The following is a 23839-nucleotide window of genomic DNA, read 5'->3' as shown; positions in this document are numbered from 1 at the left end:
CTCTCAGGCTTCGGTCGCCCAGCGAAGGAGACCGATGCCCCCCTCGATACCCGCCCTGATCGACGACGCCGAAACGGGCTATGACGTGGTTGCCGACCCACCAGCGGAGGCTGAGCGCCCACGGCGCCACCTTCGTCCGGCCCCCGAACCCGGCGATGGCCTGATAGCGGTCAGTAGTGCCGCAATGGCCGGCATCAACGCCGTCGGCCTGGGGCTCGCCGTTGCCAGTCGCGTTCTGCGGTTTCGCCGGTTGCCCTCCAGCCTCCAGGGCGCGGTCATCACCTTGGACCACCAGCCGCAACTACGCCGCCTGCTGGAGGAACGTATCGGCAAGCGGGCCACCGCCACCGCGTTGGGGATGGCGACCACCGCCGTCAACGCACTCGCTGCGGCGCCGTCGATGCTGGCGGTAGACCTGGCGATCAACACCATCAGGGCTGCCGAAGCGCGCGCGGACACCCGGGCCTGGGCGCGGCGCGAGCCGGAGCTGGCCCGCCCGCCCGCCCGGCCGGCCCAGCGCACAGCGGAATCACCGGAGAGCCCGGTCGACCAACACCTACAACGCGGAACCTGGATTCAGGCGGTGGGCGCCGCCGTCGTCGCCGCGACCAGTCGCGACCCCGAGCTGGCCGGCAATGCCGCATTGGTCGCGGTGCCCAAGGCAGCCCGAGCCACTCACGAATCGTTTGCGGCCACGCTGGGCCGCGGGCTGGCCAACCGGGACGAGGCATTACAGATCGACCCTGACAGCCTGCGCCGACTCGACCGCGTCGACGTGGTGATCTTCGATCCGCGGGTGCTGCGGACCGAATCATTGCGCCTGGAGCGCCTTCGCGGCGCCGACGAGAAGGATCTGACCGCCTGGGAGGGCGCCCGGGCGATGCTCGCGGAAGGCGAACTGCGGCCAGGTTGGCATCCCGTCACCGGCCGCCCCGGCACCGAGGCACTGTTTGCTCCGGCGCCGCATCCGCTGGCGGCGGCGACACTCGCGCAGACACAGCGCGCCCAGGTGCAGACGGTGACCGCGGACGACTCCATCGGCCTGGGAGTACTGCGGCCCGCGTTCGACGAAATCGCTCCCATGACAGGCGATTCGATCGACGGCGCGCTGCTCGATGCGGTGCGTGACTACCAGCAGGAAGGCCACACCGTCGCGGTGATCTCCTCGGCGGCCACCCAGGCACTGTCGGCGGCCGACCTCGGCGTCGGCATCCTGGCCGACGCCAGCGAGCCGGTGGCGGATCTGATCGTCGATGACCTGTCGGGGGTATGGCGGGTCCTGCATGCCCTGCCCGCAGCCCAAGCGGCCACCCGCCTTGGTATCGCCTTATCCACCGGCGCTTCGGCATTGGGTTCGATGCTGCTCATTCCCACCGTGCGAGGACGCGGCCCCGAGCCGGTCGCGCTGGGCGCGGCCGCGGGTCTGGTGTCCGGCTACTGGTCGGCCCGCCAGGTGATCACGGCGCCGCTGCCCCGGCCGGTCCCCGTCGACGAATGGCATGCCATGTCGGTCGAACAGGTGCGTGCCGCCCTGGCCTCGCCGTCGCAGCCCGAATCCGCCCCGGACGCCGATACCGCCACGCGGCATGTGATCTGGCAGTTCCTGGACGCCGTGCGTGACGAACTGTCCGACCCGTTGACGCCCGTCCTCGGACTGGGTGCGACTGCCACCGCGCTGCTGGGCGCACCGATCGACGCGCTCATGGTCGGTTCTGTGCTGGTCAGCAACGCCGTCCTGGCGGCCGGTCAACGGTTGAGCGCCGAGCTGCGGCTGGATCGGCTACTGGCCGAGCAGATCCCGCCCGCCTGGAAGGTGACGATCCGGCCCGATGGCACACGCGACCGGGTTCAGGTGCTCCCCGAGCAGCTGCAGCGCGGCGATCTGATCGAGGTGGGTCCCGACGATGTAGTGCCCGCCGATGCCCGGGTGATCGAACTGGAGAAGTTGGAGGTCGACGAGGCCTCACTGACCGGTGAGTCGTTGCCGGTGACCAAGCAGATCGATGCCACCCCGGGCACCGAGCTGGCCGAGCGGCGTTGCATGCTCTTCGCGGGCACCACGGTGGCCTCCGGGACCGGTCTGGCGTTGGTGACCGCGGTGGGCCCCGACACCGAGGTGCGGCGCGCCGCCGACTTGGTCACCAGCCGGCATGGGGATATCGGCCTGACCCATCAGCTCGGACAGATCACCAGCCGGACCTGGCCGCTGAGTCTGATGGCCGGCGGTTTGGTCAGCGTGCTCGGGGTGTTGCGGGCCACCCGGCTGCAGCAGGCGGTGGCCAACGGAGTGTCGGTGGCCGTCGCCGCCGTCCCCGAAGGCATGCCGGTGGTGGCAACGCTGGCTCAGCACGCCTCAGCCCAGCGCCTCACCAAATCCGGTGTGCTGGTGCGGGTCCCCCGCTCCGTGGAGGCCCTGGGCCGCGTCGACGTGGTGTGCTTCGACAAGACCGGCACCCTCAGCGAGAACCGGTTGCGGGTCACCGAGGTGCGCACGGCGGCCGAGCATTCCCGTGATGAGGTGCTGCGTTGCGCGGTGCGCGCGACCCCGTCGGCCAAGGGACGGAGCCACGTCGACGCCACCGACGCCGCGATCGTGGCGGCGGCCGAACCGGTGCCCGGCGCCGTCGCACCGGGGGCCGCCGATGCCCACCTGCCGTTCCGTTCCGGGCGGCCCTTCGCGGCATCGGTGTTCGGCACCGAATTGACCATCAAGGGTGCACCCGAGGTGATACTGGCTGCCTGCGACGATGTCGCGGCCGACATCCACGACGTGGTGGAGCAACTGGCCGACGAGGGACTGCGGGTGCTGGCCGTCGCGCGGCGTGAGCTCAGTCCCGCTCAGGTGCAATCGCTTTCGGCCGATCCCGACGACCCCGAAGCGCAGCTCGCGACGCTGGCGCAGCAGTGCGCCGGCGGTCTGACGCTGGTCGGATTCGTCGGCATCGCCGACACGCCACGCGCCGGGTCCGCCGGGCTGCTGGCCGAGCTGCACCGCCGGCAGGTGCCCATTCGGATGATCACCGGTGATCATCCGACCACCGGCCGCGCCATCGCCCGCAAGTTGGGTGTGGCGCTGTCGCCCGATGAGGTCATCACCGGCTCGGAATGGGAGACGCTGTCGGGCAAGGAGCAGGAACGTGCGGTGGCGGAGCGGGTGGTGTTCGCCCGCATGTCGCCGGCGAACAAGGTGCAGGTCGTGCAGGCGCTGGAACGCAGCGGCAAGGTGTCGGCGATGGTCGGTGACGGCGCCAACGACGCCGCCGCCATCCGGGCCGCCACGGTCGGCATCGGGATCGTCGCCCAGGGCAGCGACGCCGCCCACACGGCCGCCGACGTGGTGCTGCTCGACGGCAAGATCGAGACACTGCTGGACGCCCTCAATGAGGGCAGCCAACTGTGGCAGCGGGTGCAGGCGGCGGTGGCGGTGCTGCTGGGCGGTAACGCCAGCGGCGCACTGTTCGCGATCATCGGGAGCGCGCTGACGGGTCAGGCACCGTTGAGCACCCGGCAACTGCTGCTGGTCAACATCGTGACCGACGCGTTCCCTGCCACCGCACTGGCGATCAGCCAGCCTCGGCGCCCCATGCCTTTCGGGGGTCGCGGGCCCGATGAGAAGGCGCTGTTGCGCGCGGTGACGCTGCGGGGCACGACCACCGCCAGTGCCACCCTTGCGGCCTGGTTCATGGCGCGGCTCACCGGTTTTCCCCGACGCGCCTCCACCGTGGCGCTGGTCGCCCTGGTGACCACCCAGCTGGGCCAGACACTGTTGGAGTCACGCTCGCCGGTGCTGCTGGCGACCGCGGGTGGGTCGTTCGCGGCAATGGCCCTGTTGATCAGCATCCCGGGCATCAGCCAGTTCATGGGGTGCACGCCGCTCGGCCCGATCGGCTGGGGCCAGGCGCTGAGCTCGGCTGCGGTCGCGACCACCGCGTCGGCCATCGTGCCCCGCTTCTTGTCCGGCGCCGAGGCCCACTAGCCTCGGGGAGATGGAGTTCACCACGCTGCGCCATGAGGTCGAAGACGGCGTCCTCACCGTGTATTTGGACCGGCCGGACAACCTCAACGCGTTCACCGTCGAGATGGCCGAAGAGCTGGAGTGCACCTTCGTCGGGGTCAACGACGATGACCGCATCCGCGCGGTCATCGTCACCGGGTCCGGGCGTGCCTTCTGCGCGGGCATGGACCTGTCGAGTTCGGGCAATGTGTTCGGGCTTGACGAGTCCAAGTCGCCGTCGCTGGCCGACATGGCCGACCTCGGCGACCCCGAGCTGGCCCGGGTGCGCGACACCGGCGGGCGGGTGACCCTGGCGGTCTACAACTGCCGCAAGCCGGTGATCGCCGCGGTCAACGGGCCCGCGGTCGGAATCGGTGCCACCATGATGCTGGCCATGGATGCCCGGATGTTTTCCACCAAGGCGCGTTTCGGCCTGGTGTTCGGCAAGCTGGGCATCACCCCCGAGGCGTGTTCGACGTGGTTTCTGCCCCGGATCGTCGGCATGCCCACGGCACTGGATCTGCTCTACCGCGCCGACATCCTCGATGCCGAGGGTGCGCGCGCCTGCGGTATCGCCCAGTCGCTACACGAACCCGATGCCCTACTGGCCGACGCGCGGGCGCTGGCTGACGCCTGGACCAAGGGTCGCTCGCCGGTGTCGTTCGCACTGATCCGCCAGATGCTCTACCGCAACTCCGCGCAACCAGATCCGGTGGAGGCGCACCGGGTCGATTCGCTGGCGATGTTCTACACCAGCATCGGCGACGGCGCCGACGGCGTGCGGGCCTTCTTGGAGAAGCGCGACGCGCAGTTCACCGCCCAGGCCTCGCAGATGCCGCCGTTCTACGACGAGTGGGTCAAGCCCGTCTAACCCCGGCTAGCCCCGTCCGCCCCGGCTCACCCACCGCCGAGCGTGAAGTTAGCTTCACTCTGCGTAGTCGAGTGTGCAGCTAACTTCACGCTCGGCCGGGGGCGGGCTTCACGCTCGGCCAGGGGCGGGCTGCCAGCCCGGGCCGCGAAAGAGGTGGCCCCACACCGAGCGCCAACCGCGCGCCGTGCGGATGTCACGCCAGATGGCCACGTACTCGTGGGTGGCCACCCGCACCGGGTTGAAGGTGTCGATGTTCTTGGTCAGCCCGTAGATCACGCGCTCGCCCTCGGGCTCAAAGGTGCCGAACAGGCGGTCCCACACGATGAGGATGCCGCCGTAGTTCTTGTCGAGGTACTCGGCGTTGGAGCCATGGTGCACACGGTGGTGTGACGGGGTGTTGAAGACGAATTCCACTGGCCGCCAGAGCTTTCCCACCCGTTCGGTGTGGATGAAGAACTGGTAGAGCAGGCTGATGGACTGCTGCAGCAAGATCATCCACGGGGCGAATCCGGCGAACGCCAGCAGTATCCAGAACGGCACCGCGGTGAACGGCGTCCAGGTCTGGCGCAGCGCGGTGGACAGGTTGTAGTGCTGGCTGGAGTGGTGCACCACGTGACTGGCCCAGAACACCCGGATGGTGTGGTGGGTGCGGTGATACCAGTAGTAGGCGAAGTCGTCGGCGAGGAACAGGGCGATCCAGGTCAGCGGGTTGGTGGCGGGCAGGTGCACCGGCGCCACCAGGTAGACCGCGCTGTAGGCCGCCAGCACCACGAGCTTCCAGCCGATGTTGATGACGACGTTGCCGATTCCCATCGTGAGGCTGGTGCTGGTGTCGCGCATTTCGTAGCCGCGCTCCTGGTCGTCGGGGCGAACCGCGAACGAGACAGCTTCCAGGAGCAGGCAGAGCACGAACACCGGAATGGCGTGAGCGATGAGATCGAACATGCGGCTATTCCTCTCCCTCGGCCTGGCAGGCCGTGACGAAGCGGGTCAGTAAGTCGTCGGCCAGCCGGTACGCCGCGTCCTCGTCGGCGGCGGCGATCGCGGCGGCCAACGCGATGTGGGCGCTACGATCCGCGAACTCAGCGGCCCCCAGTGCATAGATGGCCTCGCGTCCCATCTCGTCGTAGGCGGCCACCAGGGTGTTGAGCGCGAGCCGGTAGGCAATATTTACAGAGCCGTCAATTACTGCCGTCCAGAACGTCAGATCGGCATCACTGACCGCCGCGAGGTCCCCCGCCACCGGGTAGGCCGCCGCGGCAGCGGTGATCGCCGCCCGCTGCTCGGCCGTCGCGTGCCGCGCGCACAGCCGTGCTGCATCCGCGGCGATCGAGCGCCGCATGACCGCGACATCGCCGATGATCTGGCGAGTGGGGATTGCGCCGGCGACGGCCAGGCCGGTCAGGGCGTCCAGGCCGGCGCTTTCGCGCCAGTCCAGCACCCGGGTCTTGCCCCCGTGACTGATCCGGATCAGCCCGGCCTGCTGCAGTCGCTTGAGCGCTTCACGCACGGCATGCCGGTTGACCTGCAGAGTCAGGGCGAGTTCACGCTCGGACGGCAACGCCTCGCCGGCGGGCAGGCGTCCGGTCAGGATCTCTTCGACCAGCCGCACGAAGATCGTGTCGGAGATCGCGGTGCGGGAGATGGGCGCCAGGTCCATGGGCTCCATGCTGGGCCACCCGAACCGCACTGGTCAACTGGTTGTACCAGTGATCTGGGTCACGTTCGCAGCGGAGCGGCGCTCAGGCCATGGCTGGCAGGTCAGCGATTCTCTCGGATGCGCCGGTAGTGGCGCGCCGCACGAACGCGGTTGCCACACCCCGGTGAGCACCACTCACGTCGCGGGTGCGATTTGACGAAAAACAGCACGCAGCCAGGGGCGTTACAGGACCGCAGGTTGGCCGCCATCGGCCCGGTGAACAGCTCCACAGCCTGCTGCGCCAGCTCGGCGAGCGCGCTCCGAATCGGCGACGCGCGGCGCACGTCGATGACGCGGAGCCCACCGTCGACGAGGGCGAGTTCTCCGCCAGGCCGGTCGGCGAGCAGCCGGTTCACCACGGCGATCGCCTCGGCCACCGCTGCCCCGGCATCCGGCCCGCCCGCGATCAGCGCAGCAAGGCACCTCAGGGCGTCGCGCAGCAGCCGCACATCGTTCCACTCCCCGGCGTCGGGAACGCCCAGTTCGGAGCCGTCGCGGCCGGCGACCGTGGCGATCCAGTCGCGCACCGCGTCCGGACCGGTCAACGCGTCGTGAATCGCGCCGGAGTCGGCCCAGATGGTGTTCATCAGGCGGACCGGCGCCGGCTCGTCAGGTAGCAGCCACGCGGGCGTTCCGGTCGTCACCGCGCCAGATTATCACGGATAGATGCACTTGCATCCGTTAGAACTTCGTGCTAAATCTTCTAACGGATGAATGCACTACCACCCGTTAGGCGCAAGTTCCCGGAGAGGATCCCCCATGACGCACTTCGCCCCCGTCGACCCCGACACCACCACCGGAGAGGCGGCAACGCTGCTGGCACAGGTCAAGAAATCGATGGGCAAGGCACCGAATATGACCAAGGCGATGGCCAACAGCCCCACCCTGCTGCGGAGCTATCTGGCCCTGTCCGGTGCGGTGGCCGGCGGCACCCTGCGGCCCGAGGTGCGCGAGCGCCTGGCGATTTCCACTGCCCAGCTCAACGGTTGCGAATATTGCCTGTCGGCGCACACCTTCGTCGGCGGCACTGTCGCCAAGATCGACGCCGGCGAACTCGACGCGGCACGCCGGGCCGAGTCGAGCGACAGTCATGTCGCCGCACTGCTGGCCCTGTCGGCCACCATCGCAGCCAACGCCGGTGACGTCGATGTCACCGAACTCGACGCCGCTCGCGCCGCGGGGGTCACCGACGAGGAGATCGGCGAACTGGTCGCCCATCTGGCGCTGAACACCTTGACCAACTACTTCAACGTCCTGGCGCGAGTCGACAATGATTGGCCCGTCGTCGCGCTGTGAGCCCCGAGGAAAGGGAGACCATGTCCGCACAACGCCCACCCGTGCCACCGTTCGACACCGCCGGCGCACTCGCCAAGGTGCAAGCCGCCGAGGATGCCTGGAACACCCGCGATCCGCAGCACGTGAGCCTGGCCTATACCCCAGACTCGGTGTGGCGCAACCGCGACCAGTTCCTCACCGGCCGCACCGAGATCGTCGCCTTCCTCACCGCCAAGTGGGAACGCGAACTGGACTACGCCCTGCGCAAGAGCCTGTGGGGATTCCGCGAGAACCGCATGGCGGTGCGGTTTCAGTACGAGTGGCACGACGCGTCGGGCCAGTGGTTCCGTAGCTATGGAAACGAGCTGTGGGAGTTCGACGACAACGGCCTGATGCGCCGCCGGGAGGCCAGCATCAACGATGTCGCGATCGCCGAAGACGAGCGCCGTTACTTCGGTCCGCGCCCCGAGGACGAACGCGGCCCGGGGCACGACATCCCGGTCGCCTAGCGGGACTGCCTGCCGGCCGAGTCGACATAGGCCGGCAGGTCGTCCTGCCAGGGCTGGCGGGCCACCATGTCGGCGACCTTGACGTGGCCGCGCTCGAATTCTCCGGTGGCGGCGTCCACCAGCCGGTAGGCCTGGGTCTGGCGGTGGATCGGCTGCGCGTCGAGGATCACCACCCGCACCTCCCCCGGCTCGAATCCGCAGCGCTGCTGCAATGCCTCGATCAGCTGCTCGTTGGTCATGTGACCGTCGCCGAAGTTCCAGCCGATCGCCGTGGAACAGATCCGTTCCCCGTCGGTCAGCGTGTAGTCGCTCTCGTCGCCGTCGGCCATGGCCCGGTGCGCCAGGCTGAACAGCGCCTTGCCGTGGGTGTTGAAGCCGCGGAACGCATAGCCCATGTAGATCGGGATCTGGGCGGCCTCGGCGCTGCCGTAGAAGCGTTCCAGCTGCGCGGCGGGCATGCTGGCGATCGCGACGATTCCGCGGGCGATCTTCTCTTCGGCCGAGGGCTTCACGCACCACAGCGTGGTGTCCCAGTTGCCGGCGTAGTAGCGCATCCCGGGCAGGAACGACACCTTGCGCGGGAAGAGGTTGCCCAGCACCACGGTGCCCGCGCTCACCGCGAACAGCAGCCCTACCGCCCACGGGTTGTTGACGTCGGACAGTCCGAGATCGGCGTGTGCGACGAACAGCGACAGCACCCCGAAGATCATGAAGACGTTCCATTCCAGCGGTACCCCCATGGGAATGGCCGCCAGGATGCCCAGGTGGAAGCAGACCATCACGAAGGCCGCGATCGCGGTGGGCAGACCGCCATGGCTGAAGAACAGTGCCAGGGGAACCAGCATCTCGATCGCCGTGCTCACGTGCGCCAGCGCCTTCGACGGCCAGCCGGGCCGCAGGTCTTCGGGGAAATTCTTGAAGAACCGGCGCTTGAGCGCCTTCGGGCGGATCAGCGGGTTGTTGCTCATCATCGTCGAGATCACGAACGGGAAGTGCTGGTTGAGTTTCGAGGTCGCCGCGCCCATCCAGATCACCATGAAGATGGCTTTGGCCGCGATGATCATGTCGACGCCGGTGAACAGGAACGCGGTGGCCAACGGCGCGTACACCTCACCGCGCGCGGCCAGGAAGATCACCTTGTCCCGCAGGCCGATCACCGCCAGGATCCCCAGAATCGTGAAGATCTGCCAATGCGGCAGCACCCCGACTTCGGTGTGCAGCGCGGCGATGGGTCCCGTTCCATCGGAGACCAGCGCCACCAGCAGGGCTACCAGCAGCGCCGCGTACAGCGCGGCGTCCATCGGGGAACGGGCGTTGCCGGAGGTCAGCGGAATGCGCCGCGGCCACGGTGGCAGCCGGATGGTCCCGGGCCGCAGCCAATACAGGATGGACCCCATCGGCGGGAAGAAGCGATTGTTGAGTGGGCCGAAACCGCAGCCCAGGCCGATCACCTCAAACAACATCGTGTAGAGCACGACCTTCTCGAACACGATCGGTTCGCTCCACCACTGCCGGACGTCGGTGAATCCGTCGATACCGGCAGTGGCCAGTGCGAACAGCCAGGCGCCCAGAATGTAGAGGCCGATTTTGAGCACGTAGAACAGGTGCAGCACCACCGGCGTGCCGAAGCCCACCTCGGCCCAGTGCCGGGCCATCGGCCGGATCTTCTCGCTGCGCGTGCCCTTGCTCCATTCGGCGAAGTCGACAACGGGCAGTTCAGGTTTGAGAAATCCCATGGCCGATAGACTAGAACGTGTTCTAGATCCCCGCGCGAAAACCGTCCCCGCCCCCGGCGAATGCCGGCGCCACGAAGCGCTCCAGGATGTGCTGCTCGGTTGCGGCTTCCTCGATCGGCCAGCACAGCAGCGACAGCACCACCCGGACCACCCAGTGCGCCGCCTCCCGATCGTCGTAGCTGAGGCCGCTGAGGTCGCGCGCGAAACCGGCCAGCATCGGTGACGCGGCCAGCCGGGACATCTCCTGTGTGCCGCGCACCGACCCGAGCATGAGTTGTCCGAGCGGATCGGCGCGGATCCGCTGCAGCGCCGCCGCGATCGCGGTCACCACACGTTCAGCCCCGCTGCGTCCGGCGACCGCCTCGTGCACGGTGCCGACGATCTGCGCGGCGGCTCGGGCCAGCACGGCATCGCGAATCTCGGCTTTGCCGCCGGCATGTCGATAGATGGTGGCTCGCGAGCAGTGCACCCGCGCCGCCAACGCGTCGATATCGAGGGCGTCGAGTCCGTCGCTCATCACCAGGTCGGTGGCCGCCGCGTAGATGCGTTCGGCGCCCGCGGTACGGCGGTCGGCACCCACCAGCCAGTCATGACCTGCCACTCTGAGCCCCCTATCGCCTGGAATGACGATCTCATCTTGAGACGTATTGTCCCCAATATCTCACCGTGTGGGCAGGTCCCGCGACCCTCCTGAGACAAGGTTCGGCGGCCGCCCCGGCGGGCGGCACTCAACTTCTGCCACGACGTTGACGCAGGTGGCAGCCCCTGATCACCCTTGAGCGATGATCGTGAGCACCGACCGGTTGGGCTTGACGCTGTTCGACGACGCCTACCTTCAGCAGCCCTACCCGCTCTACGAGCAGATGCTCGCCACGGCACCCGTGCACCCGATCGGGGACTCCGGTTTCTCCGCGGTGTGTGGTTGGGACGCAGTGAGCGAGGCCGTGGAGCGACTAGACGACTTCTCCTCCAATCTCACCGCGACCATGCTTCGCCGGCCCGACGGCACAGTGGGCGCTTTCGAGATGGACGGGCTCGGCGGACCAACCCAGGTGCTGGCCACCGCCGACGACCCGGCCCACGCGGCGCACCGCAAGATGCTGGTGCCGCGGCTGGCTGCCAAGCGGATTCACGCCGTGGAGCCGCTGATCGCCCAGACCATGGATCGGTTATGGCACGAGGGCCGGCATGACGGGGGTATCGAGTGGATGAGTGCCGTCGCCAACCGGCTGCCGATGATGATCGTCGCGCGCTTGATCGGTGTGCCCGATGAGGACGTCGACCAGCTGGTGCGGTGGGCCTACGCGGGCACCCAGCTCTTGGAGGGTCTGGGCGACGCCGAAGGCTTGGCCGCCGCGGGGGTCGCGGTGATGGAGCTCGCGGGCTACATCAGCGACCACTTCGGTCGGGCCGCAATCGATCCGGGCGACAACCTCCTCGGCGACGTGGCGACCGCCTGCGCCACGGCCGCCCTCGACACCGTCACCGCCCAGGTCATGATGATCACCCTGTTCAGCGCCGGCGGCGAGTCGACCGCATCGCTGATCGGATCGGCGGCGTGGATCTTGGCGACGCACCCCGATATTCAGCGCCGGGTCCGCGCCTGCCCTGAGCTGCTGGGCCCCTTCCTCGAAGAGGTGTTGCGCTGCGAGCCCCCCTTTCGGGGCCACTACCGGCACGTCCGGCGCGACACCACGCTGGCCGGGGTACCCCTGCGCTCCGGAGAGCGACTCCTGCTGCTGTGGAGCGCGGCCAACCGCGACCCGTCACGGTTCAGCGAGCCCAACGAGTTCCGGCTGGACCGTACAGGCTTAGGCCATCTGGCCTTCGGCCGGGGCGCGCACTTCTGCGTCGGTGCCACGCTGGCACGGATGGAGGCCAGAATCGTGATCGGCGAACTCCTGGCGCGCACCTCGGATATCGGGCTCGACCAGGCCGGCCGATGGCTGCCCAGCCTGCTGGTGCGACGCCTGGAGCACCTGAAGCTCACCGTCGCCTGAGCGCCCCGTCAGACCGCGAGCGCGCGCTGCGGGCTTCCCGAGTAGGCGCTCAGCGGACGGATCAGTGCGTTGGACGCGGTCTGCTCGATGATGTGCGCGGTCCACCCGGTGATCCGGCTCATCACGAACAGCGGCGTGAACATCGGGATGTCGAAGCCCATCAGGTAATAGGCCGGTCCGGTCGGGAAGTCCAGGTTGGGCTTGATCCCGGTGGCGGCGAACATCTCGGTCTCCAGGATGCGGTAGATGTCGAGCCAGCGCTGGCCGTCACGCTCGGCTGCGACCCGCTCCAGTGCCGCCTTCATGGTGGGCACCCTAGAGTCGCCGTGCTTGTACACCCGGTGGCCGAAGCCCATCACCTTGTCCTTGCGGGACAGCTTGCCGTGCAGCCACTCTGCGGCCTTGCCCGGCTCACCGATCTCGATCATGTCGTGCATGACCGCTTCGTTGGCCCCGCCGTGCAGCGAACCCTTGAGCGCGCCGATGGCAGCGGTGACCGCACTGTAGATATCGGACTGGGTGGAGGTCACCACCCGCGCGGCGAAGGTGGAGGCGTTGAAGCTGTGCTCGGCGTAGAGGGTCATGGACTGCTCGAAAGCCGACACGATCACCGGGTCGGGCACCTCGCCGAAGCACATCCGCAGGAAGTTCTCCGAGTAGCCGAGGTGGCTGTGCGGGGCGATCGGGGCCAGGCCGCGCCTGCGGCGCATGTCGGCGGCGACGATGGTCGGCAACACTGCGAACATCCGCAGCGCCTTGGCGAAGTTGGCCGACTCGGCGGGGTCGTCCTCGGAAGGGTCCTCGGCGCCCAGGTAGCTGATCGCGGTGCGCACCACGTCCATCGGGTGGCAATTGTCGGGAAGCTTGTCGACCAGCGACAGCAGCGACCGGTCGGCCCGCCGGGCGGCCCGTTCGCGCTGGCAGAACAGCGCCAGCTCGGCGTCACCCGGCAGCTCGCCGTGCCAGAGCAGGTAGGCGACCTGCTCAAAGCTGCAGTTGGCGGCCAGATCCTGCACCGGATAGCCCCGGTAGGTCAGCGAATTGGTCTCCGGCACCACCTTGGAGATGGACGTGGTGTCCACGACAACACCGGCCAGACCCTTGCGGATCTCGGGTGCCGAGGCGGTCTCCGAGGGGGCGACGGTCATTGGGACGCTCCTAACGTGAAGTTGAAGATGTCGTCGTCGAACTGGTTGTATTCGGCGTAACGCAGCAGTTCGTAGAGCCTGCTGCGGTGCTGCATCTGGTCCAGCAGACCGGATTGCGTTCCCGCCGTGTCGATCTCACGAAGTCCCACTTCGACGGCATACATCGCCAGTCGCAGGGTGGTGACGGGGTAGATGACGGCGTTGTAGCCCAGGTCGGCCAGCTGCGCCGCGCTCAGCAGCTCCGATTTGCCGAACTCGGTCATGTTGGCCAGCAGCGGCACATCGACTGCGGCACGGAACTTCTCGAAATCGGCCGGCCCGCTCAGGGCCTCGGTGAAGATCAGGTCCGCCCCGGCGTCGGCATAGGCCTTGGCGCGCTCGATCGCGGCGTCCAGCCCTTCAATGCCGGCGGCATCGGTGCGGGCACAGATGATGAAGTTCGGGTCCCGGCGCGCGGCGACCGCCGCCCGCAGTCGCTTCACCATCTCGCCTGCGGGCACCACGGCCTTGCCGTCGAGATGTCCACATCGCTTGGGGTTGACCTGGTCTTCGAGATGGCAGCCGGCCAGCCCGGCGTCTTCGAGCACCGTGATGGTGCGCGCGGCGCTCATCGGCTCGCCGAAGCCGGTGTCGGCGTCGATGAACGTGGGCCGGCTGGTCGCGGCGGCGATCTGCGCGCCGCGACCGGCGACCTCGGTCAGCGTGGTCAGCCCGATGTCGGGCAGCCCCAGGTCGGCGGAGAGCACCGCGCCGGAGACGTAGACACCCTCGAAGCCGATCTCGGCGATCAGCTTGGCCACCAACGGCGAGAACGCCCCCGGGAACCGTTGCAGCCGGCCAGAAGTCAGGCCGGCCCGAAAGGCCGCCCGCTTCTCCGCTGGTGCCGCGGTGGCCCCGAGCAGGCCGCTACTCACCGGAAGATTCCCTCAGGCGTCGCCGGCGCCTGGTCCAACACCGACTGTTCGACAACGATGTTGAGGCCACGCAGGTCGGCACCCGAGAGCCCCGCCAGACCTTCTGCCGCGGCCAGGAAGCGCTCCTGCTCGGCGTTGGTCACGATGCCCTCGGCGAGCTCGACGAACTTGCCGATGTACTGCTTGCGTTCGAACGGCCGCGCCCCCAGCGGGTGGGCGTCGGCGATCGCGAGCTCGTCGGTGATCACCTCACCGCTGGCCAGTGTCACCTCGGCGCGCGCACCGAAGGCCTTCTCGTTCGGATCGCTCGAGTGGTAGCGCCGGGTCCACTCGGGGTCTTCAACGGTGGAGATCTTGCGCCACAACGCGATGGTCTCGGGGCGGTGCGCACGCTCGGGGCTGTAGGACCGCACGTGATGCCAGCTGCCGTCTTCCAGGGCGACGGCGAAGATGTACATCACCGAGTGGTCCAGGGTCTCGCGCGAGGCGTCCGGGTCGAACTTCTGCGGGTCACCCGAGCCGGTACCGATCACGTAGTGGGTGTGGTGGCTGGTGTGCAGCTTGATGGTGGCCACCTGGCCCAGGTCGCCGATCCGCTCGCGCAGTCGCTTGGCCAGGTCGATCAGGGCCTGGCTCTGGTATTCGGCGGAGTATTCCTTGGTGTAGGTGTCCAGGATTCCGCGCTTGGCCTCACCGGGGCCGGGCAGCGGCACCTGGTAGGTGTGGTCCTTGCCCGACAGCATCCAGGAGATGACACCGTCTTCGCCTTCCCAGATGGGAGCCGGTGCGCCTTCGCCGCGCATCGCCCGGTCCACGGCCTCGATACCGACCTTGCCGGCCCAGGCCGGGGCGTAGGCCTTCCAGCTGGAGATCAGGCCCTTGCGCGACTGGCGGGTGGCGGTGGTCAGGTGCAGCGCCTGGCCGACAGCTTGGTAGATGACCTCGGGGTCCAGCCGCAGCATGGTGCCGATTCCGGCAGCGACCGAGGGGCCCAGGTGCGCGACGTGGTCAATCTTGTGCTCGTGCAGGCAGATTCCCTTGACCAGGTCTACCTGGATCTCGTAGGCCGTGGCCAGGCCGCGGATCAGGTCGGCGCCGGAGAGGCCCAACTGCTGGGCTACGGCCACCAGCGGCGGAATGTTGTCACCGGGGTGCGAGTATTCGGCGGCCAGGAAGGTGTCGTGGAAGTCCAGTTCGCGCACCGCGGTGCCGTTGGCCCAGGCGGCCCACTCGGCCGAGTAGCTGCCTTCGATGCCGAAGACGGTCGCGCCCGGGGCCGACGGGTGGGCCTGCGCCTGACGGCGGGCCACCGTGACCGGGCGGCGCAGCACCGAAGCGGCGCTGACGGACGCGTTGTCGATGATCCGGTTGATCACCATGGCGGCGGTGTCGTCGGGCACGGCGACCGGGTCGGCGGCCACCTGAGCGATCTTCCAGGCGAGGTGTTCTTCCCGGGGGAACTCATCGGCACTGCGGCGGGTCTTCACGTCGTGTAGCTGCATATTCCACACCCTACGCACGACGTCGCACCCCCGATACGCACGGAAAATGCGTATTACTGCGTCCTAGGTTTCGCAATTTTGCAAACGTTGCGAATGCGTTCGCGGGTTACGCTGCGTGGCATGGCACCCACTACCCGGACCTTCGCCGGGGCCCGGCTGCGACGTCTACGTGAGGAGCGCGGCCTGACCCAGGTGGCGCTGGCACGCGCACTGAACCTGTCGACCAGCTACGTCAATCAGCTCGAGAACGACCAGCGCCCGATCACCGTGCCGGTGTTGCTGGCGCTCACCGACCGATTCAGCCTGCCCGCGCAGTACTTCTCCGGAGACACCGACGCCCGGCTGGTGGCAGAGCTGCGTGACATGTTCACCGCGACCGCCGGGGAACACGCGGCCAGCGACAGTCAGATCGAGGAACTGGTCGCGCGGATGCCCGACATCGGCAACAGTCTGCTGACCATGCATCGCCAGCTCCGCGGGGCCACTGAGGAATTGGAGTCCTACCGGTCACAGATCTCGGTCGACTCAGCGCAGTCGGTGGCCCGTCCCATGCCGTTCGAGGAGGTCCGCGACTTCTTCTACGATCGCAACAACTACATCGGCGAACTCGACAACGCCGCCGAGCGGCTGTTCATCGACACCGGGATGCGCTTCGGCGGTTTGGACATTCAGCTGGCGACGCTGTTGAGCGACCGATTCGGCATCACCGTGGCGATCGTCGACGACCTGCCGGCGGGAATCAAGCGCGTCTTCGATCCGGCCACCCGAGTGCTGCGCATCGCACATTGGCTGCTGGCGGGCCAACGCGCGTTCCAGATCGCCACTCAACTGGCGCTGCTGACGCAGCAGGAGCTGATCTCCGACATCGTGGCCCAGGATCAGTCGTTGAGCCCGGAATCCCGCGGCGTGGCCAAGATCGGGTTGGCCAACTATTTCGCCGGTGCATTCCTGTTGCCCTACCGTCAGTTTCAACGGTCGGCGATGGATCTGCGCTACGACATCGACCTGTTGGGCCGGCGTTTCGAGGTCGGATTCGAGACCGTGTGCCATCGGCTCTCCACCCTGCAACAGCCCGGCCGGCGCGGGGTACCGTTCATCTTCGTCCGCACCGACAAGGCCGGAAACATCTCCAAACGTCAGTCGGCCACCGCATTTCACTTCAGTCGCGTCGGGGGCAGTTGCCCGCTGTGGGTGGTACATGACGCGTTCAGCCAGCCGGGCCGGATCGTCACCCAGGTGGCGCAGATGCCCGACGGCCGCAAGTACTTCTGGATCGCCACCACCACCCCGCCGGAGGGACGCGGCTACCTGGGACAGCACAAGACCTTCGCCGTCGGACTCGGCTGCGACCTGGCGCATGCCGACAAGTTGGTGTACTCCACCGGCGTCGCCCTCAACGACGACGCCACCGTGGTGCCGATCGGAGCGGGCTGCAAGATCTGCGAACGAGAGTCCTGCCCGCAGCGCGCGTTCCCCTACCTGGGCCGCCGCGTGGTGGTCGACGAGAACGCCGGCAGCGGCTTGCCCTACTCGCCGGTGGCCGTGGACCCGGCCGGCCGGTAGAACAGCGCCAACTGACCGATCGCGCCGGCCAGCCCCAGACCCAGCGAGATCCACAGCCCCGGCCAGCCGTTCTTCCAGCAGTGGCAGAAGATCTGGTGGTCGGCACTGAGGTAGCCCGGACCCAGCATCGCGATCGCGACCGCACCGGCGGCCAGCACCAGGTTGTACTCCCAGCCGTTGTTCATCACGAAGAAGCCGTTGGACGCGTGCGCGGTCACCACCGCCACCGCCATCAGGGCCACAAATCCGGCGGCGGCGATCGGCGTCAAGAGCCCCACCGCCAGCCCCAACCCGGCCGCGATCTCGGCCGTTGCCGCCGTCACGGCCTGGAACTTGCCGTACTTCATCCCGATGCTCTCGAACCAGCCCGCGGTACCGGCGATTCCGCCGCCTCCGAAGAACTTGTTGAATCCGTGCGCCGCCATGGTCAGACCCAGAACCAGGCGCAGGAACAGGAGCGCAACATCAGCAGCAGTGACCATCTGCACAAACTACAACGCGGCGTCCAGCAAGCGTAAGTATCGGTCGATATCACCGATCGCCGATTCGGCGGCGTGCACGCTGATCACGACGGTGTCGCCGATCCCGTGCACACCGTGGGTCAGCCCCATCGCCGGGGACAACGCCGGAAACCCCGCGGTGAGCAGCACCGGCGCCGCACCGAATCGCAGGTCCGCAGCACCCCGGTGGACACTGGAGACCACCGTGTTGCCCGTCACCCGCTGTGGACGAGCGTCGGGGTCGAAATAGCCGACGCCCCAGCGCAACAGGGCCGCGGGCGTCGCGGCAAAAGCCCGGTCGGCGGCGGCCGAGGCGGGGTGGCTGCCGCGAGCCCGCCCGCACTCCAGATCCGCGGCGATCCGCGCGCATCGCTCATCATGACGCAGCTGCGGGTAGAGCCCCACCGCAACATTGCCGAAGTGATTGTGGGCGTAGCGAACACCGGCTTTGGCCATCGGCACCTCCGCACCCAGCTCATCGCCGGGGGTGCCCAGATGTTCGCTGAGCGCCGCGGACACCGCCGCGAGTACCGCCACGGTCACGGTCGGCCCGCTCAGCTCCGCCCGGTGCCGCAGCAGCGTGCGCACCGCCCGGCCGCCGGCCGGCCGATTGTTGGTGGCCACCAACGGACGGTCCCCGACGGGTGGCGGCAGCCGCCCGGCCTGGGTGTCCTCGACGCGGCCGCGGTGCGTGCGTGCCGCGGCCACCGCGCGCCACGGCAGGAAGCCGCGCCGCGGCGTTGTCACCTCGCGCACCGGTGCGTCACGGCCGAACAGCCACGCGGCCAGCGCCGACGCACGCCCGCCGTCGGCGAGCACGTGGGCCACCTGCAGCACCGCCACGGTGCCTGCGCCGGAGTGACCGGGAATGTCGTGGACCGGAACGAACACGTGCAGCCGCCACGGTGCCACCCGGACGTCGAGTTGGTCATCGGCCAGTTCCACGACCGCATCCAGGCAGCCGCTCCAGGTGTCTTCGGCTGCCCGGCGCCGGATCACTTTCGGGTGCTCGCGCAACGGGATCCAGCGCGGGTAGCGCAGTGCACCGGCGTCGGCGACCCGGATGGTCAGATCCGGGACTTGCCGGGCCCGCTCCAGCACCTCAGCGATCGCGGCGTCGACGTCGGCCGGCACACCGGCGAAGGCGTACAGCAGGAACTGGTCGCTGGGGATCTTCCCCGACATCCAGTAGAACTGTGCGTCGATCGCGGTCATCCGGCGATCAGGTGCCGGGGTCAACTCAGGAATTGCAGCACCCGCACGGCGATCTCCTCGGGCTGCTCGAGTTGCAGGAAGTGGCCGGCGTTTTCGACCACGGCCGCGGCACTGCCCGGCGGCAATGCCGGCTGCACCCACCGGGTGAACTCCTCCGCCATGCAGCCGTCGGTGCGCCCGTGCAGATACAGGCTTGGCAGCCGCGGCAGTTGCAGCCAGTGCCGGTGCAGCTCGGCGTAGCGGTCGGGGACCCGCCGGCTGCGCAACGCCCGATACGGCCCCAGTGCGGCCCGCCAGCCCTCCGGGGTTCCGATGGCGGCGTCGACGTGCCGCAGATCCTCCTCGGCCGGATAGCCCGGTGACCACCGCCGCCACAGCAACGGCAGCACCCAGGACGCGGAGCGTTCCGGCAGCCACGGCAGCTGGAAGTAACTGATGTACCAGCTGCGCAGCAATTGCGCCGGCAGCTGCGCGGCCAGGCTGAGCCGGCCGGTCCCCTCGACGGCACGCAGCGCCGCGGGCGGCGGCACCGACATGATCACGGCCCGGGTGAACGGGCTGGTGGGCATGGCGGCCAGGCCGGTGGCCGTCAACGCACCCCAGTCATGCCCGATCACCACGTCGCGGCCGGTCTCGCCGACGGCGGCGAGCACCCGCAGGGCGTCGTCCATCAGGGCGCCGATGTGGAAGCTGCCGTCGTCGGGAATCGCCGACGGCGCGTAACCCCGCATGAACGGCGCCACCACATGCCAACCGTCGGCCACCAGTCGCGGTGCCAGGCGGCGCCAGCCGTAGGCGGTGTCGGGAAAGCCGTGCAGGCACAACGCCACCGGGTCACCCGGTGTCCCCCAACTCAGTGCCTTGAGCGCAATACCGGGGGTCGGCACGTCGATCCACCGCGGTTCAGTCATCACATACCCCTCAGACCGGGCCGGGCGGCCGTTTCTGTCCGCCCTGTCGTCCAACCTATCTACCATCTTGAAATGCGCGCAGCCCAGACCGTCGAATACGACGGCGTCGACGGAGTCACGCTGGTCGCCGACGAATGGAACCGAGGCGCCATCGAGGCGGCTGGGAATCCGACGATCCTGATGCTGCACGGCGGTGGACAGAACCGGCACTCCTGGCACAAGACCGGCCAGATTCTGGCGGACCGGGGCTATCACGTCATCGCTCTCGACACCCGGGGGCACGGCGACAGCGACCGCGCACCCGACGCCGACTACGCCATCGAGACCCTGACCGCCGACGCGGTCGCCGTCATCGCGGCGATCGGCCGGCCGGTGGCCCTGATCGGGGCCAGTATGGGTGGGCTGACCGGCATCTTGGTGGCCGACGAGGCGGGGCCGCAACGGGTGACCAAGCTGGTGCTGGTCGATGTGGTGCCGCGGTATGAGAAGGACGGCAGCGCCCGCATCCGCGACTTCATGGCCAGCCACATCGACGGCTTCGAGTCCCTGGAGCAGGCCGCCGACGCGGTGGCGGCGTATCTGCCGCACCGGGCCAAGCCGCGCAGCCCGGAGGGGTTGAAGAAGAATCTGCGGTTGCGTGACGGCCGCTGGTATTGGCACTGGGATCCGGCATTGATGACCAAGCCCGGCGACGACCCCGCGCTGCGCACCGAGAAGATCGAGGCGGCCGCCATCGGTCTGCAGATTCCGATCCTGCTGATCCGCGGCAAACTGTCCGACGTGGTCAGCGCCGAGGGCGTCGCGGATTTTCTGTCCAAGGTTCCGGGCGCGCGACTAGTGGAGTTGTCCGAGGCCGGTCACACCGCGGCCGGCGACGACAATGACGCCTTCAGCGCGGCCGTCGTCGAGTTCGTGTCCGGGCCTTGACCGGCTGGCTGGCGCCGCCCCTGCTGGCGGCGTACGCGCTGGCGGCCCTGGCTGCCGGCGAAGGAATCGCGCTGGCGTTCATGGCTGCCCGGCTGCGGCAGATCCGCGCCGAGGTCGAGGCACTGCGCAGCCAGGTCGACACCCGCAATCTGCTGCTCAGCGGCGGACGTGAGGCCGTCAAGACGGTGTGGCAGACGGCGAACCTGGTGCGCACGAAGGGATTCGGCGCGGCCGTGCGCAGTTCGATCGAAGACCTCGCCGACTGGGCGGCAGTGGAGCGGCCCGACCTGGCCCGCCTGACCCCAGACGGGCATGTGGTGGTGTTGTTCACCGACATCGAGGGATCCACCGCGCTCAACGAACGGATCGGCGACCGCGCGTGGGTGAAGCTGATCGCCCGACACGACGCCATGGTGCAACGGCTGGTCGAACAGCACCGCGGTCACGTGGTCAAAAGTCAGGGCGACGGCTTCATGATCGCCTTCGCCGAAGCCGAGCAGGCGGTGCGCTGCGCCATCGACATTCAGCACGCGTTGGCGTCGTCGCGGGGCCGCAAGCCGCAGCATCCGATCCGGGTCCGCATCGGGGTGCATATGGGCCGTTCGGTGCGCCGCGGTGACGACCTGTTCGGCCGCAACGTGGCGATGGCCGCGCGAGTGGCCGCGGCCGCCGAAGGCGGCCAGATCCTGATCAGTGGGCCGGTACGCGACGCGATCAAGGAATGCGACGACATCACGGTGGGCCCCGGGCGCGACGCCGAACTCAAAGGTTTCGCCGGCACGCATCGTCTCTACGGCGTCGACGTCACCGACTGATCAGTCCTCGCCGCCGGCCTCGGCCAGCCGCTCGTGCAGCCGGGCGCGGATCTCCTCAGGTGTGTAGGCCCGCCGCCGTCGCTGGTCTCGCGCCACCAGCACGCCGCCGGCGGCAACCCCGACCACACCCGCCAGGCCGATCCATTTCCAGATGCTGCGCACGCTCACACTTTAGGGTGCTGAGCGTGGATGAACACACAGTGACTTTGGAGCGTGCGCTGGCCGAGACCCGCACCGGCGACATCTGGCTGTTCCGCGGCCGTTCCGGCCCGGACCGCGCCATCCAAACGCTGTCGAACTCCCCGGTGAACCATGTCGGGATGACGGTGGCCCTTGATGACCTGCCACCGCTGATCTGGCACGCCGAGCTCGGCGACAAACTGCATGACTTCTGGACCGGCACCAACCATCGCGGCGTGCAGCTCAACGATGCCCGCGCCGCCGTCGAGCAGTGGATGGGCCGCTACGAGCAGCGCTGCTGGTTTCGTCAGCTCAACGGGACCGTCACCCGCAAACAGGAGAACCACCTGCTGCAGGCGATCGCCCGGATGGACGGGACTGCGTTTCCCACCACCGCCCGATTGACCGGCCGGTGGTTGCGGGGCCGGTTGCCCACCCTGGCCGACTGGACCCGCGGGATTCCGTTCTTGGACCGCAAGGCCCACGAGATCACTCAGCGGCGCAAGGCCCGCAACAACCGGGTCGCCCTGCAGACCGCCTACTGCGCCGAGACGGTGGCCATCACCTACGAGGAGATGGGCTTGCTCTCGACGGACAAGGATTCCAACTGGTTTGACCCCGGGTCCTTTTGGAGCGGCGACATCTTGCCGTTGGCCCCCGGCTATCAGCTGGGCCGGGAGATCGCCGTCGTCCGCTAGGCCTGCTCCTCGACGCTCAGCTCGCCCATCTGCGACCAGTCCGTGGCGTCGATCTGCTGGCTGATGATCTTCGGTGTCGACACCAGCGCCTGCGGCATCTCGGCCATGGCCTGCTTGAAGTGGTCGCTGTTGACGTGTGCGCCGCCGGCCTCGCCGTCACGGAAGGCTTCGACGAGCACGTATTCGTTCGGGTCGTCCAGGCTGCGTGACCACTCGAACCAGAGGTTGCCCGGCTCGGCGCGGGTGGCCTCGGTGAAGCCGGCCACCAACTGCGGCCAGCGCTGCGCCCACTCCGGTTTGACCGCGAACTTGACGACGATGAAGATCACCGAGGCTCCTCGTTGGTTGTGGGTTGCTGCTGACTATGGGGTTCGGATGACATGGTGCCCGAAGCCGACCACAATCGGTCTACATGTCCACGGCACCGGCGCACAAGCGCAGCATGGTCGATTTCTTCCAGCGGCACATCGCCAATCCGATCACCCGGCGTCTGCCGACCCAGGTCCTATTGGAGACCACCGGCCGGGTCAGCGGGCAGCGCCGCACCACCCCGATCGGCGGGCGACGTGACGGCACTCAGTTCTGGCTGGTCGCCGAGCACGGCGAAACGGCGAACTACATCCGTAACATCAAGGCCAACAACGCCGTTCGGGTCCGCATCGGTGGCCGCTGGCACAGCGGAACTGCCCACCTGATGCCCGACGACGACGCGCAGGCGCGCCTCGAGACCTTGCCGCGCGTCAACAGTGCCCTGGTCCGGACGTTCGGCACCGACTTGCTGACCGTCCGGATCGACCTGGACTGACCCCGGCTAGCCGATTTCCAGGGTGCTGCGCACCGGGGTGACGTTGGTGGTCAGGTCCAGCACCGGGCAGTGCTTTTCCACCACCTCGTGCAGTTCCCGATAGCGCTCCTCGGTTTCGGGGCCGGTCACGGTGACCACCACCCGCACCTCCTTGAAGCCGGGGCGGACAGCGTCGTCCAGGCCGAAGAACCCGCGGACGTCGAGATCGCCTTCGGCGCGACCGGTGATCTCATCGACCGTGATGCCCAACTTCTCTGCCCAATAGCGCCAGGTGACCACCTGGCAGGACAGCAGTGCCCCCAGGTAGTACTCGACCGGGTTGGGTGCGGTGTTCTCCCCGCCGAGGGCGGGCGGCTCGTCGACCTCGACCTTGTACTGGCCCAGGGAGATGGTGCTGGCCACGGCGTCGTGGGCGACTGCCGAGGCGCGGAACACGACCTGGGAGGTGGCGGGGTCGGCGGCGGCGGGGTCACTGGTGGCGGCGACGACGGCGGCCAGGCGAGATGTCGAGGTGGTCATGCCGGTAAGGGTAAAGACCACGCCGACGGGTCGGCCAACGCGCGACCCTCCGGTGTTC

General features: G+C 68.4%; 24 protein-coding genes. 10 read left to right on the top strand and 14 right to left on the bottom strand.

All coding sequences use genetic code 11. The features are described from left to right. Positions 1 to 34: 34 nt before the first annotated feature. Both G6N09_RS13625 and G6N09_RS13620 read left to right on the top strand, forming a co-directional pair. Positions 35 to 3976, top strand: a complete 3942-nt coding sequence (locus tag G6N09_RS13625; RefSeq protein WP_163752793.1) for a cation-translocating P-type ATPase — start codon at positions 35 to 37, stop codon at positions 3974 to 3976. 10 nt (positions 3977 to 3986) lie between these two features. Further along, on the top strand, positions 3987 to 4865 hold the full coding sequence (locus tag G6N09_RS13620) for a crotonase/enoyl-CoA hydratase family protein (RefSeq protein WP_083026980.1): 879 nt from the start codon (positions 3987 to 3989) through the stop codon (positions 4863 to 4865). Between the two features lie 108 nt (positions 4866 to 4973). On the opposite strand, the gene G6N09_RS13615 is transcribed toward G6N09_RS13620, so the two are convergent. The 3 genes from G6N09_RS13615 to G6N09_RS13605 form a co-directional block, all read right to left on the bottom strand. Continuing rightward, the gene (locus tag G6N09_RS13615) at positions 4974 to 5810 is read right to left on the bottom strand and encodes a sterol desaturase family protein (protein WP_083026981.1); all 837 of its coding nucleotides are present in this window, start codon (positions 5808 to 5810) and stop codon (positions 4974 to 4976) included. A 4-nt stretch (positions 5811 to 5814) separates the two neighbouring features. Continuing rightward, positions 5815 to 6525 (bottom strand): FadR/GntR family transcriptional regulator, encoded by a 711-nt coding sequence (locus G6N09_RS13610; RefSeq protein ID WP_083026982.1) that lies wholly within the window; start codon positions 6523 to 6525, stop codon positions 5815 to 5817. A 101-nt stretch (positions 6526 to 6626) separates the two neighbouring features. Next, entirely contained in the window at positions 6627 to 7208 is a 582-nt protein-coding gene (locus G6N09_RS13605) for a CGNR zinc finger domain-containing protein (RefSeq protein ID WP_197745880.1), read from the bottom strand. A gap of 115 nt (positions 7209 to 7323) precedes the next feature. Between G6N09_RS13605 and G6N09_RS13600 the strand changes: the two genes are divergently transcribed. Both G6N09_RS13600 and G6N09_RS13595 read left to right on the top strand, forming a co-directional pair. Then, positions 7324 to 7860: a carboxymuconolactone decarboxylase family protein gene (locus G6N09_RS13600; protein WP_083026983.1), complete on the top strand. Its 537-nt coding sequence runs from the start codon at positions 7324 to 7326 to the stop codon at positions 7858 to 7860. 20 nt (positions 7861 to 7880) lie between these two features. Next, on the top strand, positions 7881 to 8348 hold the full coding sequence (locus G6N09_RS13595; protein ID WP_083026984.1) for a nuclear transport factor 2 family protein: 468 nt from the start codon (positions 7881 to 7883) through the stop codon (positions 8346 to 8348). Here G6N09_RS13595 and G6N09_RS13590 read toward each other — a convergent pair. Both G6N09_RS13590 and G6N09_RS13585 read right to left on the bottom strand, forming a co-directional pair. Continuing rightward, the gene (locus G6N09_RS13590) at positions 8345 to 10084 is read right to left on the bottom strand and encodes a DUF3556 domain-containing protein (RefSeq protein WP_083026985.1); all 1740 of its coding nucleotides are present in this window, start codon (positions 10082 to 10084) and stop codon (positions 8345 to 8347) included. The genes G6N09_RS13595 and G6N09_RS13590 overlap by 4 nt on opposite strands. A 22-nt stretch (positions 10085 to 10106) precedes the next feature. Continuing rightward, positions 10107 to 10685: a TetR/AcrR family transcriptional regulator gene (locus tag G6N09_RS13585; RefSeq protein WP_083026986.1), complete on the bottom strand. Its 579-nt coding sequence runs from the start codon at positions 10683 to 10685 to the stop codon at positions 10107 to 10109. Between the two features lie 181 nt (positions 10686 to 10866). Between G6N09_RS13585 and G6N09_RS13580 the strand changes: the two genes are divergently transcribed. Beyond that, a complete protein-coding gene (locus G6N09_RS13580) occupies positions 10867 to 12084 on the top strand; it encodes a cytochrome P450 (RefSeq protein ID WP_083026987.1) in 1218 nt (405 codons plus the stop codon). 8 nt (positions 12085 to 12092) lie between these two features. Here G6N09_RS13580 and G6N09_RS13575 read toward each other — a convergent pair whose 3' ends face one another. From G6N09_RS13575 to prpD, 3 genes are read right to left on the bottom strand one after another with little or no spacing between them, the layout of a single operon-like run. Beyond that, entirely contained in the window at positions 12093 to 13232 is a 1140-nt protein-coding gene (locus G6N09_RS13575) for a bifunctional 2-methylcitrate synthase/citrate synthase (RefSeq protein ID WP_083026988.1), read from the bottom strand. Then, a complete protein-coding gene (gene prpB / locus G6N09_RS13570) occupies positions 13229 to 14146 on the bottom strand; it encodes a methylisocitrate lyase (protein ID WP_083026989.1) in 918 nt (305 codons plus the stop codon). Before prpB ends, G6N09_RS13575 begins: the two co-directional genes overlap by 4 nt. Further along, positions 14143 to 15648: a 2-methylcitrate dehydratase PrpD gene (gene prpD / locus G6N09_RS13565; protein WP_083026990.1), complete on the bottom strand. Its 1506-nt coding sequence runs from the start codon at positions 15646 to 15648 to the stop codon at positions 14143 to 14145. Before prpD ends, prpB begins: the two co-directional genes overlap by 4 nt. A 120-nt stretch (positions 15649 to 15768) precedes the next feature. Between prpD and G6N09_RS13560 the strand changes: the two genes are divergently transcribed. Further along, positions 15769 to 17211, top strand: a complete 1443-nt coding sequence (locus tag G6N09_RS13560) for a short-chain fatty acyl-CoA regulator family protein (RefSeq protein WP_083026991.1) — start codon at positions 15769 to 15771, stop codon at positions 17209 to 17211. Here G6N09_RS13560 and G6N09_RS13555 read toward each other — a convergent pair. Genes G6N09_RS13555 through G6N09_RS13545 form a run of 3 tightly spaced genes read right to left on the bottom strand, consistent with a single transcriptional unit; the run spans position 17175 to position 19837 of the window. Beyond that, complete coding sequence (locus G6N09_RS13555; protein WP_083027049.1) at positions 17175 to 17693, bottom strand: DoxX family protein; 519 nt, start codon at positions 17691 to 17693, stop codon at positions 17175 to 17177. The two genes, G6N09_RS13560 and G6N09_RS13555, sit on opposite strands and share 37 nt — an antisense overlap. 9 nt (positions 17694 to 17702) lie before the next feature. Then, positions 17703 to 18926 (bottom strand): DUF1298 domain-containing protein, encoded by a 1224-nt coding sequence (locus G6N09_RS13550; protein ID WP_083026992.1) that lies wholly within the window; start codon positions 18924 to 18926, stop codon positions 17703 to 17705. Positions 18927 to 18946: 20 nt separating this feature from the next. Beyond that, positions 18947 to 19837: an alpha/beta fold hydrolase gene (locus tag G6N09_RS13545; protein ID WP_083026993.1), complete on the bottom strand. Its 891-nt coding sequence runs from the start codon at positions 19835 to 19837 to the stop codon at positions 18947 to 18949. A gap of 72 nt (positions 19838 to 19909) precedes the next feature. Here G6N09_RS13545 and G6N09_RS13540 point away from each other — a divergent pair, with 72 nt between their 5' ends. Both G6N09_RS13540 and G6N09_RS13535 read left to right on the top strand, forming a co-directional pair. Then, positions 19910 to 20764 (top strand): alpha/beta fold hydrolase, encoded by an 855-nt coding sequence (locus tag G6N09_RS13540; protein WP_083026994.1) that lies wholly within the window; start codon positions 19910 to 19912, stop codon positions 20762 to 20764. Then, positions 20761 to 21579, top strand: coding sequence for an adenylate/guanylate cyclase domain-containing protein (locus G6N09_RS13535; RefSeq protein WP_234807069.1), 819 nt, complete (start codon positions 20761 to 20763; stop codon positions 21577 to 21579). Before G6N09_RS13540 ends, G6N09_RS13535 begins: the two co-directional genes overlap by 4 nt. Here the strand turns inward: G6N09_RS13535 and G6N09_RS19525 are convergent, their stop codons facing one another. Next, positions 21580 to 21741 carry a hypothetical protein gene (locus G6N09_RS19525; RefSeq protein ID WP_109558982.1) on the bottom strand — a complete coding sequence of 54 codons (162 nt, stop codon included), beginning with the start codon at positions 21739 to 21741 and terminating at the stop codon, positions 21580 to 21582. A 23-nt stretch (positions 21742 to 21764) separates the two neighbouring features. Here G6N09_RS19525 and G6N09_RS13530 point away from each other — a divergent pair, with 23 nt between their 5' ends. Beyond that, positions 21765 to 22457 carry a guanylate cyclase gene (locus G6N09_RS13530; RefSeq protein WP_083027051.1) on the top strand — a complete coding sequence of 231 codons (693 nt, stop codon included), beginning with the start codon at positions 21765 to 21767 and terminating at the stop codon, positions 22455 to 22457. Here the strand turns inward: G6N09_RS13530 and G6N09_RS13525 are convergent. Next, on the bottom strand, positions 22454 to 22786 hold the full coding sequence (locus tag G6N09_RS13525) for a putative quinol monooxygenase (protein ID WP_083026995.1): 333 nt from the start codon (positions 22784 to 22786) through the stop codon (positions 22454 to 22456). The genes G6N09_RS13530 and G6N09_RS13525 overlap by 4 nt on opposite strands. A gap of 83 nt (positions 22787 to 22869) precedes the next feature. Here G6N09_RS13525 and G6N09_RS13520 point away from each other — a divergent pair, with 83 nt between their 5' ends. Continuing rightward, positions 22870 to 23262, top strand: a complete 393-nt coding sequence (locus G6N09_RS13520; protein WP_083026996.1) for a nitroreductase/quinone reductase family protein — start codon at positions 22870 to 22872, stop codon at positions 23260 to 23262. Positions 23263 to 23268: 6 nt separating this feature from the next. Here the strand turns inward: G6N09_RS13520 and G6N09_RS13515 are convergent, their stop codons facing one another. After that, positions 23269 to 23781, bottom strand: coding sequence for an OsmC family protein (locus G6N09_RS13515; protein ID WP_083026997.1), 513 nt, complete (start codon positions 23779 to 23781; stop codon positions 23269 to 23271). Positions 23782 to 23839: the final 58 nt, after the last annotated feature.

The organism is Mycolicibacter minnesotensis, from assembly GCF_010731755.1.
Lineage (GTDB): Bacteria > Actinomycetota > Actinomycetes > Mycobacteriales > Mycobacteriaceae > Mycobacterium > Mycobacterium minnesotense.
Note: the sequence above shows the minus strand (reverse complement) of the source record. Positions and strands in the feature narration are given on the sequence as shown.